Raw genomic sequence first — 10,628 nt, 5'->3', positions numbered from 1 at the left:
CTGCAGCTCCACGATGTGCCCGATCTCGTCGAGCGACAGCGGGTCGAACAGCACCACGTCGTCGAGCCGGTTGAGGAACTCGGGCTTGAACGACGTGCGGACCGCGGACATGACCGCGTCGCGCTTCTCGTCGTCGGACAGCATCGGGTCCACCAGGTACTGCGAGCCGAGGTTCGAGGTGAGCACCAGGATCACGTTGCGGAAGTCGACCGTCCGCCCCTGCCCGTCGGTGAGGCGCCCGTCGTCGAGCACCTGCAGCAGCACGTCGAACACCTCGGGGTGCGCCTTCTCGACCTCGTCGAGCAGCACGACGGAGTACGGCCGACGACGGACGGCCTCGGTCAGCTGCCCGCCCTCCTCGTACCCGACGTACCCCGGAGGCGCACCGACCAGGCGGGCCACCGAGTGCTTCTCGGCGTACTCGGACATGTCGATCCGGACCATGGCGCGCTCGTCGTCGAACAGGAAGTCCGCGAGCGCCTTGGCCAGCTCGGTCTTGCCCACGCCGGTCGGCCCGAGGAACAGGAAGCTGCCCGTCGGGCGGTCCGGGTCGGAGATTCCGGCCCGGGCGCGTCGGACGGCGTCGGACACCGCGGCAACGGCCGGGCGCTGGCCGATGAGTCGCTCGCCCAGCACCTCCTCCATGCGCAGCAGCTTCGCGGTCTCGCCCTCCAGCAGCCGGCCGGCGGGAATGCCGGTCCACTGCGCGACCACCTCGGCCACCTCGTCGGGTCCGACCTTCTCCGCGATCATCGGCGGGCCGTCGGGCGCGGCGTCGGCCGACGCCTCCTCGGCCTCGGCCACCGAGATCTGCTCCTGCAGCGCGGGGATCTCGCCGTACAGGATGCGCGCGGCCTTCTCGTTCTCGCCCTCGCGCAGCAGCCGCTCGGCGTCSGWGCGCAGCGTGTCGAGGCGCGCCTTSAGGTCRCCGACGAGGTTGTGCCCSGCCTTCTCCTTCTCCCACCGCGCGGTCAGCGACGCCAGGTCCTCGCGCCGGTCGGCCAGGTCCTTGCGCAGCCGCTCGAGGCGGTCGGCGGAGGCGGGGTCGTCGGACTCCGAGAGCACGACCTCCTCCATCTCGAGCCGGGTCACGGCGCGCTGCAGCTCGTCGATCTCGATCGGCGACGAGTCCAGCTCCATGCGCAGGCGGGACGCGGCCTCGTCGACCAGGTCGATGGCCTTGTCGGGCAGCTGGCGGCCGGTGATGTAGCGGTCGGACAGCGTCGCGGCGGCGACCAGCGCGGAGTCGGCGATGGTGACCTTGTGGTGCGCCTCGTACCGCTCCTTGAGCCCGCGAAGGATCGCGACGGTGTCCTCCACCGACGGCTCGCCGACGAACACCTGCTGGAACCGTCGCTCGAGCGCGGGGTCCTTCTCGATGCGCTCGCGGTACTCGTCGAGCGTCGTCGCACCCACCAGGCGCAGCTCGCCGCGGGCTAGCATGGGCTTGAGCATGTTGCCCGCGTCCATGGCGCCCTCGGAGCCGGCACCCGCGCCGACGACGGTGTGGAGCTCGTCGATGAACGTGACGACCTCGCCGTTCGAGCCTGTGATCTCGGCCAGCACGGCCTTGAGCCGCTCCTCGAACTCACCGCGGTACTTGGCGCCGGCGACCATGGCGGCCAGGTCGAGCGCGACCAGCTTCTTGCCCCGCAGCGACTCGGGCACGTCACCGGCGACGATGCGCTGGGCCAGCCCCTCGACGACGGCCGTCTTGCCGACGCCGGGCTCGCCGATGAGCACCGGGTTGTTCTTGGTGCGCCGCGACAGGACCTGCACGACGCGACGGATCTCGGCGTCGCGGCCGATGACGGGGTCGAGCTTGCCCTCGCGCGCCCGCTGCGTCAGGTCGAGGCCGTACTGCTCGAGCGCCTTGTAGGTGCCCTCGGGGTTGGGCGTGGTGACGCGCGCGGAGCCTCGGACGGTCGGCAGGGCGGCCGCGAGCGCCTCGCGCGAGGCCCCCTGGGCGCGCAGGGCGTCGGCCACCCCGGACTGCCCCGCCGCGAGGCCGAGCAGCAGGTGCTCGGTGGAGACGTAGTCGTCGCCGAGCGAACGCGCCTCGGACGAGGCCGCCTCGAGGGCGGTCGCGAGGGTGCGCGACGCGCTCGGCTGGGCCACGGCGGTCCCGCTCGCCGTCGGCAGGCTGACGAGCATGCCGCGCACGGCACGCCCGAGCGCGGTGCGGTCGGCACCGACCGCGTCGAGCAGCCCGTTGGCCACGCCGCCCTCCTGGTGCAGCAGGGCGTTGAGCAGGTGCGCGGGCTCGAGCTGAGGGTTGCCTGCGGCCGACGCCTGCTGGATGGCGTCGCCGAGGGCCTCCTGGGACCGGGTGGTGAACTTGGCGTCCACGTGACCTCCTTGGTGTCGATCTCTGCTCAGGTGAACCACGGTCAGAGTTGAGTCTATTCCGCTCAACTCTGTTCACCCACTCCGACGGTCACCCCCGTGGCACGATCACGCCATGGACGATGCGACCCCCGACGTGCTCGGACCCGGCTGGACCGCCCGGACCCTCCGACTCCGGCCGGACGGTCGCACGCCCGACCCGGTCGCCACGCTCGTCCATCGTGACGGCTCCCCCAGCCGCCGGGCCCTGCTCTACGTCCACGGCTTCGTCGACTACTTCTTCCACACCGGGTTCGGCGACGCCCTCGCCGCCCACGGCTACGACGTGTACGCCCTCGACCTGCGCGACTACGGGCGCTCCATCCGCGACGGCCGTCCGCCCAACTACGTCACCGACCTGGGTACGTTCGCCGAGGAGATCGACGCCGCGATCCGCATCATCCGGCAGGACCACGACCAGGTCGTCCTGCTCGGTCACTCGATGGGGGGCCTGGTCACGTCCCTGTGGGCCGACTCCCGCAAGGGCGAGGGGCTCATCGACGCGCTCGTGCTCAACAGCCCGTGGCTGGACCTGCGCGGATCCCGGCTCGAGCGCACCGCGCTCACGGGCGTGCTCGACGTCGTCGGCAAGGTCGCCCCCAGCCTCCCCGTCGCCAAGCTGGGCTCGCACTAYGKCCGCGCGCTGCACGAGGGCACCGGCGGCGAGTGGGCGTACGAGCTGGACTGGAAGCCGCTCGACGGGTTCCCGGTCCGCGCGGGCTTCGTCCGGACGGTCCGGCGCGGGCACAAGCGCGTCGCCGCGGGGCTGGCGATCGACGTCCCGGTGCTGCTGCTCGCGTCCGACGCGTCGGGTCCCGACGACGTCTGGCACGACGCGCTGGTCACCACCGACTCGGTGCTCGACGTGGCGGACATGCAGCGCCTGGCGCCGAACCTGGGGCCGGACGTGACCTTCGTCGAGGTCCCCGGCGGCGCGCACGACCTCGCACTGTCCCCGCTGCCGGCCCGCGACACCTACCTGGCCGAGGTGCTGGCGTTCCTCGACGCCCGGCTGCCGTGACCGGACGGACCGACCGGTGGCGGCTGCGCGGCCTGCGGATCGCCGCCCGGCTGCGGCTCACCCCGTTCGGCGCGCTGGTCGAGCGGGGCTACACCGGCTTCGTCGAGATCGAGCCGTTCGACCGCGCGATGACGCTGGCGGCGCAGGCCTTCGTCTCGATCGTCCCCGTGATGATCGTGACCGCGGCCCTGCGGCCCAACCGGCAGGACGGCTTCGGCTTCTTCATGGCCGACAGCCTCGGCCTCTCGGATGCCACCCGCGACACGCTCGCCGGCAGCGTGAGCACCAGCGCGAGCGTGGGGAGCAGCGTCGGGATCCTCGGCCTCATCGTCGCCCTGATCAGCGCCACGTCCTACTCSCGGGCCCTCGAGCGCATGTACGCCAAGGTSTGGCAGGTGAAGCGTCCGGGGCTGCGGTCGGCGTGGCGCTGGCTCGCCACCGTGCTYGCAGTGGTCCTCGCCGTCGCCCTCATCGAGCTGACGCGGGAGGCCACGGAGGGGGTACCGCTGCCCGCCCTGTGGGACTTCGTGGTGCGACTCGTGGTCTGGGCCGTCGTCTGGACCTACATCCCCTGGGCCCTGCTGCGCGCCGAGATCCCGATCCGCGTCCTGGCGTTCTCCGGCTGCGTCACCGCGCTGCTTCTCGGGCTGCTCAGCCTGGCCGGCCAGCTCTACCTGCCGATCGTCCTGGTCTCCGGTGCCAAGCAGTTCGGCGTGCTGGGCCTGGTGTTCGCCTACATCGGGTGGCTGTTCGCGCTGAGCTTCGCGCTGGTGCTGGCCTGTGTCGTCGGGCAGGCGTGCGCGCAGGACGAGGGCAGGCTGGGCCGGCTCATCCGCGGGCGCGACGACGCCGTGACCTGGCAGACGGTCTGACGGACGGACGCCGGCGAGGCCGAGGCCCCGCCGGCGTCCATGACCGTGCTCAGAGCTGCGCGGACGCCGTCCGGCGACGAGCGAGGACCAGCAGGCCGGAGCCCGCCAGGAGCGCGACCGAGGCACCCAGCGCGAGCGCCGTGGCGTTCACGCCGGTGGCGGCGAGCGGCGCCGCGACCGTGATCGCGGCCCAGCCGATGACCGCGCCGTTGGTGGCGTAGACGGCGAAGTGGTGCGGGCCGGCCGCCAGGTCCGTCGGGAGGACGAAGGTCGTGGTGGCCTGCGCCGAGAGCACGCGGGTGCCGAGCAGGCGCGGGCTCGAGTAGACGACACCGTCGACGGTCTCGCCGGCGTGGCCGGGCACCGTGACGGTGACCGTGCCGCCGGGGACGAGGTCGCCCGTGACGGTGATCTTGCCGTCGGTCGCGGCCGTCAGGTCGTCCGAGGACTTCGCCGGGGCCGACGCCGACGCGCTCGGCGTCGCGCTCGGCGTCGCCGACGGAGTGGCCGACGGGGTCGCCGTGGCCGACGCCAGGTCGAACGTGTACGTCGTGCAGCCGGCGGTGATCGAGTGGATCACGTCGTCGCCGACTGCGCCGGAGCCGAGGGAGTAGCCGACGTACTTGACGGTGAGGTCGGTGACGCCGTTGTCCGCGTAGGCGGCGATGATCTCGTCGAGCGTGCCGTAGGCGAACTGGTAGCTCGGGTTCGGGCCCGCGGGCAGACCCGCGATGGACTTGTGGATCCACCACTTGTCGAAGAGCGGCTCGAAGACGAGGTTGCCCTTCCAATCGCCGTTGACGTACAGGGTCAGGTTGATGCCGGGGGCAGCGCCCGACGTGTTCGTCCAGTCCATGCTCACGTCAGCGGCCGCGGACAGCGGGAAGTTTGTTGCCACGTAGCCGGCCGACTTGGCCGCCGGCAGGTCGCCCTCGTCGGTCCAGACGCGCAGGCCACCGTCGAGGTAGCCCTGGTGGCCGCCTGTGAGGCTCTCGCCGAAGCCCCAACCGGCCGGGGCAGCATCGGTCGAGGCGAGGGTCGCGGTCTGCGTGCAGACCGCGTCGGTGCCCGGGGCGGTCAGCGTCGACCGGACGGGGGCCGCGTCGGCCCACGCCGGGGCGGCGGCCATGACGGCACCGACCGTCAGGATGCCCGCCAGGGCGATGCCCGCGGTGCGGGGTGCGCGCAGTGTCACTGTGGTGCTCCTCGTTCTGCGGAAGGCGATGCCGGACCGCGTCGTCCTGGGCGCTCGTCACGCCGGCCCGGGGTGGGTCCGGACGGCCGGTCGAGGGCACGGTCGGAGGTCGGGGCACGGGAAGTATCGGTTGCCCGAGGCATGATCTGGAACGCGAACCTCGGGCCGAACCGCCCGAAGGCGCGCGTTCCCCCACAAGCCGAGCGGGTGAAGTTCCGTGAGGACCGGGCGTGGCGCGCCCCGGTCCACAGGATCAGGCGGCAGGCGCCCCCGCCGCGGGCGGCTCGGGTGCGGGCTCCGGCGTCGGCGGCGCGAGCAGCGGCGGCCGGTTGGTCACCAGCAGCCAGGCCGCCAGCGCGGCGAGCAGCAGCCCGATGAGCAACGACACCTGCGGCACCACCGCGACCGCCATGAAGAGGCTCAGCCACCCGTTGCGTGTGGCCGCGACGATGATCCCGACGACCGCCGCCCCGATCGCGAGCGCCAGCGGCACGGAGTCCCAGACCGTGTTGATGGCGAACCCGAGGGCCACCCCGACGAACAGGGTGGGGAAGATGCGCCCGCCGCGGAACCCCGACGTCGCGGCGACCAGCATGGCGAGCAGCTTGATGCCGGCCAGCGCGAGGAACCCGGCGCCCGTCGTCGTCGCGGCGAGACCGGGGAGCTCCTGCATCTGCGTGAGGCCCTTGAACAGGGTCACCTCGCCGCCGAGCGCGCCCAGCAGGCCGAGGATCAGGCCGCCGACGGTGAGCATGAGCACCGGGTGACCGATCCGCTGGAACGCGCGGTGCAGCGGCACGAAGAGGTACACGGCGACCAGCCCGAGGGCCGCAGCCCCGAGGGCGATGAGGACCATGAAGCCGAGGTCCTCGAGCCCGCCGTACGTGTATGCGGGTGCGGCGACGGCCAGGCTCAGGGACTCCAGCTGCAGCATCGTGAGAGTTCCTGCGGTTGCTGCCACCAGTGGCGCGAAGAGCCGGTCCCAGAGCGGGATCCGTCGGTCGCCGGCATCCAGCTCGGAGAACAGCAGCGCCGCCGCCACGGGCGTGCCGAACATCGCGCCGATGGTGCCCGCGACCGCCATCGCGAGCCAGATCGGCGCGTTGACCTTCGGCAGGAACCGCATGCCGAGCGCGACCGCGAGCCCCACGTTGATCCCGATGATGGGGTTCTCCGGGCCGAGGCTCACCCCGCTGGCAAGCATGAGCACCAGGGCGAGTGCGAGGCTCGGCAGGACCCTCAGCTTGAGCGGCTCGGCCACCAGCTCGAGGGTCGCGGGGTCGGGACCGGCGTGACCGGGGACGTAGCGGACCACCAGCCCGATCGCGAGGCCGGCCGCGGTGAGCACGCCGATGATCCACCAGGACGAGTCCGAGCTCACGCCCAGAGCCGCGCTGAGGTCGTCCCACACCCAGCCCTCGAGGAGGCCGGCCAGCTTGCTCAGCCCGTACAGCGTCAGGGCGGACATGATGCCGACGACCACGGCGGGGACCGCGAGCTTCAGCAGGTTGCCGACGGGGACCCGGAAGGGGGCGTCGAGCGCGGTTTGCTCGGTCATGTCGGTGCTCCTTGGTCGGAGGTCGGGGCGGTGTCGAGGTGGGCCTCCACCCACGCCTGCCCGCGGGCGACGGCGTGGTCGACGGAGGCGAACACCTCGTCGTCGGCGGGCAGCACGGCGTCGGGGTCGAGCGCGTCGAGCAGGCCGCTGCGGCGCGCGACGACCAGGAACTCCTCGGAGACGCCGGCGAGCAGCAGCAGGTTGTCGCGGGTGCGGAGCGTGTCGGCGAGCGCGTCGATGGCCTTGACGAACGTCGCCGACGGGACGTCGGGAAGGGTGCGCAGGCTCAGCACGAGCACCGAGCCGCGGGTCCGCGTCGTGTCGGGCCACGTCTCGTCGATGCGCGCCACCTCCGCGAAGAAGCCCGCGCCCGCGTAGTGGAGCACCACGACGGTGTGCGACGGCAGCTCGGCGGGCGGCTCGACCACGGCCCAGCGGCCATCGCCACGGCTCTCGAGCGCCTGGAGCCGACCCGCGCGCGACGACGAGACGGCGTAGAGCACCAGCGACAGCCCGGCGCCGATGAAGATCGCCTGCTGGAGCGGCAGCTGCGTCGTCGCCACGAACGTCACCACCATCGCGGCCGTGGACCACCACGAGGTCCGGACCACCAGCACGATGTCCTTCCAGCGTCCCTGCACCAGCTCGACGCCGATCACGATCAGCAGCCCGCCGATGACGGCCATCGGGATGGTCTCCGCGTACGGACCCACCAGCAGGACGACGAGGGCCAGCCAGAGACCCGCGAACACCCCGGACCACCGCGTCTGCGACCCGGCGCTGGTCCCGACGCCGGTGCGCGAGAGCGAGCCGCCCGTCGGCAGCGCCGAGAACAGGCCACCCGCGACGTTCGCCATGCCCTGCGCGACGAAGTCCCGCGAGGCGTTCGGCCGCGAGCCGTCGGGGTTGGGCACGGCGGCGCCGATCCCCGCCGCCTGCGCGAGCGCCACGAGCGCGACGGCCACGGCGCCCAGCGCCAGGCTCGGCACGGCGGACACGTCGGGCAGCGAGAACGGCGGCAGGCTCCGCGGGATCGACGCGATCGAGCCCACGTCCTCGACGTCGATCCCGGCGACGACCACGCCGACCCACACGACGACCAGGGCCACCAGCGTGGCCAGCGACCGCAGCGGCTTCACCAGCCGCGCGAGCGCCCAGACCACGATGGTCGCGGCAGCCACGCCGACGGTCCGCAGGTCCCACGAGCCGACGTGCGCCACCGCCTCGACCAGCTTGCCCACGGTGTTGTGCGCGTCCGGCTTGTAGCCCGTGGCGTCACCGACCTCGCCGGCGATGATCTGCACCGCGATGCCCGTGGTGAAGCCCGTCATCACGGCGGTCGACACGAACTGCATGACCGACCCGTGCTTGAGCAGGCCGAGCACGAGCATGACCACGCCGACCAGCAGGGTCAGCGTCGCGATCGCCCCGGGGTCGTGCGGGTCGAGCCCGGAACCGGCGAGCACGCTGGCCGACGACAGGGCGATGGCGCTGGTCAGCGTGGTGACCATGAGGACCGTGCGGGCGAAGAACGAGCCCACGATCGTCGGCACCACGCCCGAGTACAGGCCGACCACAGGGCTGAACCCGCCGATGTTCGCGTACGCCATGCCCTCGGGGATGCTGAACAGCCCGGTGACCAGCCCCGACGTGACGTCCTTGCCGGTCGGCCTGCCCCACCGCGACGCGGCGCCGGTCACAGGCTCGGGTCCTCGGGCTCGGACAGCGAGAGCATCGCCCCGACGACCGCCGGCGTCCGCGCGATCCGGCGCTCGAGCGAGGCCAGCACGTGCGACGCGTCGTCCTCCGCCATGTTGCCCGTGAGGTCGACCGCACCGGTCAGGTAGACCTGCCGCGCGCCCACGTACTCGAGCCGCAGCTCGGTCACCCGGTCGACCTCCGGCAGCTCGAGGAGCGCCTGCACCGCCGCGGCCTGCAGCTGCGGGTCCACCACCTGACCCACCAGGAACCGGCGGTTGCGGTCGATGAGCACGATCGCCACGACCCCCAGCAGCACGCCGACCAGGATCGAGCCGACCGCGTCCGGCACGGGCGAGCCGGTCGCCTGGTGCAACCCGATGCCCACGGTCGCGATCACGATGCCGACGAGCGCGGCGGCGTCCTCGAAGAACACGGCGCGGACCGTCGGGTCCGAGGTCTGCAGGATGTGCGCGACGAGATCCTTGTCCTGCCGCGCGGCCCCCCGCTTGGCCTGCCGCGACGCCTGGAAGAACGAGACGCCCTCGAGCACGAACGACACCGCGAGCACCGCGTACGCGATACCGAAGTCGCCGGCCGGCTCGGGGTTGGACAGCTCGGAGATCCCGTGGGTGATGGAGACGCCGGCGCCGACGGCGAACAGCCCGATGGCGGCGAACAGCGACCACACGTAGACCTCGCGGCCGTGCCCCAGCGGGTGGGTCGGATCGGCCGGCTTGGCGGCCCGGCGCTGCGCGATGAGCAGGAACACCTCGTTGCCCGTGTCCGCCCAGGAGTGCGCGGCCTCCGCGAGCATCGACGCCGAGCCCGTCATCGCCGCGGCCACCGACTTCGCGACGGCGATGAGCAGGTTGGCCCCGAACGCAAGGACCACGGTCAGCGCGCTCTCGCTCCCCTCGGGGGCGGCCGACCCGCCGGCGACGTCGACGGCCGGCTCGCTCTCGTCGGGGGGTGCGTCGGCCATGAGACGTGACTAGCACACGAGGTGCCCCATGTCTCCCGTTGTGCCGCATCTGCGCTGGTCCGAGCCCCTGTTGGCGCGCGGCTGGGCCGGGGTGTTGGCTGGGCACCATGACCACCCACCGCGAGGCCTGGCCCACCGGAACCCCGGCCTGGGCGGACATCACCGTCCCCGACCTCGCAGCCGCGCGCGCCTTCTACGGCCCCCTGTTCGGCTGGGAGTTCGAGATCGGCGGCCCGGAGCTCGGCTTCTACACGCAGGCGTTCGTGGACGGGAAGCGGGTGGTCGGGCTCGGCGAGCCGATGGGCGACGATCCCGCGCCGCCCCCGGCCTGGTGCGTGTACCTCGCTGCCGACGACCTCGCGGCGACCGCCGCCGCCATCGCCGACGCCGGCGGGCAGGAGATCGTCCCGGCCATGGCGATCATGGACTTCGGCACCATGGCGATCTTCGTCGACACCGCCGGCGCCGTCTTCGGGGTCTGGCAGCCCGGCAGCCACACCGGCTGGGACGTCGTCGAGGAGCCCGGCGCGGTCGTCTGGTCCGAGGTCATGGTCCACGACCAGCCCGGCGCGCTCGCCTTCTACCAGCGGGTGTTCGGCTACTCGGTCGAGGACCTCAGCGCACCCGGGTTCGAGTACGCGTCCGTGTCCCTCGGCGGCGCGCCCCTGGCCGGCGTCGGTGGCTACGGGGAGCGGGCCGGCGACGACGCCCCCGCCGCCTGGACCCTCTACTTCGCGGTCACGGACACCGACACGTCGGCCGCCCGCGTGACGGAGCTGGGCGGGACCGTGGTCAGCCCGCCGACCGACACCCCCTTCGGCCGCATGGCGATCGCCGCCGGTCCGTTCGGTGAGGTCTTCGCGCTCATGGGGCCCGTGCTCGGCTCCTGACCCCTCGGCACCGGCGGTCGCCGT

At 72.8% G+C, this 10,628-nt stretch carries 8 protein-coding genes; 3 read left to right on the top strand and 5 right to left on the bottom strand.

Translation table 11 applies throughout. The annotated features are described in order from the left end of the window. A partial coding sequence (locus ACXJKG_RS05700) for an ATP-dependent Clp protease ATP-binding subunit (protein WP_456844778.1) occupies nucleotides 1-2,349 on the bottom strand: 2,349 nt, incomplete at its 3' end. A gap of 112 nt (nucleotides 2,350-2,461) precedes the next feature. On the opposite strand from ACXJKG_RS05700, the gene ACXJKG_RS05695 reads away from it, so the two are divergent. Next, nucleotides 2,462-3,406 (top strand): alpha/beta hydrolase, encoded by a 945-nt coding sequence (locus ACXJKG_RS05695; RefSeq protein ID WP_456844777.1) that lies wholly within the window; start codon nucleotides 2,462-2,464, stop codon nucleotides 3,404-3,406. Further along, nucleotides 3,403-4,278 (top strand): YhjD/YihY/BrkB family envelope integrity protein, encoded by an 876-nt coding sequence (locus tag ACXJKG_RS05690; protein WP_456844776.1) that lies wholly within the window; start codon nucleotides 3,403-3,405, stop codon nucleotides 4,276-4,278. Before ACXJKG_RS05695 ends, ACXJKG_RS05690 begins: the two co-directional genes overlap by 4 nt. Before the next feature lie 49 nt (nucleotides 4,279-4,327). Here the strand turns inward: ACXJKG_RS05690 and ACXJKG_RS05685 are convergent, their stop codons facing one another. From ACXJKG_RS05685 to ACXJKG_RS05670, 4 genes are all read right to left on the bottom strand, one after another. Next, on the bottom strand, nucleotides 4,328-5,473 hold the full coding sequence (locus tag ACXJKG_RS05685; protein ID WP_456844775.1) for a hypothetical protein: 1,146 nt from the start codon (nucleotides 5,471-5,473) through the stop codon (nucleotides 4,328-4,330). 253 nt (nucleotides 5,474-5,726) lie between these two features. Further along, complete coding sequence (locus tag ACXJKG_RS05680; protein ID WP_456844774.1) at nucleotides 5,727-7,031, bottom strand: ion channel protein; 1,305 nt, start codon at nucleotides 7,029-7,031, stop codon at nucleotides 5,727-5,729. After that, nucleotides 7,028-8,731 carry a SulP family inorganic anion transporter gene (locus ACXJKG_RS05675; protein ID WP_456844773.1) on the bottom strand — a complete coding sequence of 568 codons (1,704 nt, stop codon included), beginning with the start codon at nucleotides 8,729-8,731 and terminating at the stop codon, nucleotides 7,028-7,030. Before ACXJKG_RS05675 ends, ACXJKG_RS05680 begins: the two co-directional genes overlap by 4 nt. Next, on the bottom strand, nucleotides 8,728-9,714 hold the full coding sequence (locus tag ACXJKG_RS05670; protein ID WP_456844772.1) for a cation diffusion facilitator family transporter: 987 nt from the start codon (nucleotides 9,712-9,714) through the stop codon (nucleotides 8,728-8,730). Before ACXJKG_RS05670 ends, ACXJKG_RS05675 begins: the two co-directional genes overlap by 4 nt. Before the next feature lie 107 nt (nucleotides 9,715-9,821). Here ACXJKG_RS05670 and ACXJKG_RS05665 point away from each other — a divergent pair, with 107 nt between their 5' ends. After that, nucleotides 9,822-10,604 (top strand): VOC family protein, encoded by a 783-nt coding sequence (locus ACXJKG_RS05665; RefSeq protein WP_456844771.1) that lies wholly within the window; start codon nucleotides 9,822-9,824, stop codon nucleotides 10,602-10,604. Nucleotides 10,605-10,628: the final 24 nt, after the last annotated feature.

The sequence above is a fragment of the Cellulomonas sp. P5_C6 genome (genome assembly GCF_054049635.1).
This window is presented reverse-complemented; position numbering and strand designations above follow the sequence as displayed.

Coding starts and splice junctions, on each gene's coding strand:
- ACXJKG_RS05670 (WP_456844772.1), bottom strand. CDS start 9,714: ATGGCCGACGCACCCCCCGACGAGAGCGAGCCGGCCGTCGACGTCGCC.
- ACXJKG_RS05680 (WP_456844774.1), bottom strand. CDS start 7,031: ATGACCGAGCAAACCGCGCTCGACGCCCCCTTCCGGGTCCCCGTCGGC.
- ACXJKG_RS05665 (WP_456844771.1), top strand. CDS start 9,822: ATGACCACCCACCGCGAGGCCTGGCCCACCGGAACCCCGGCCTGGGCG.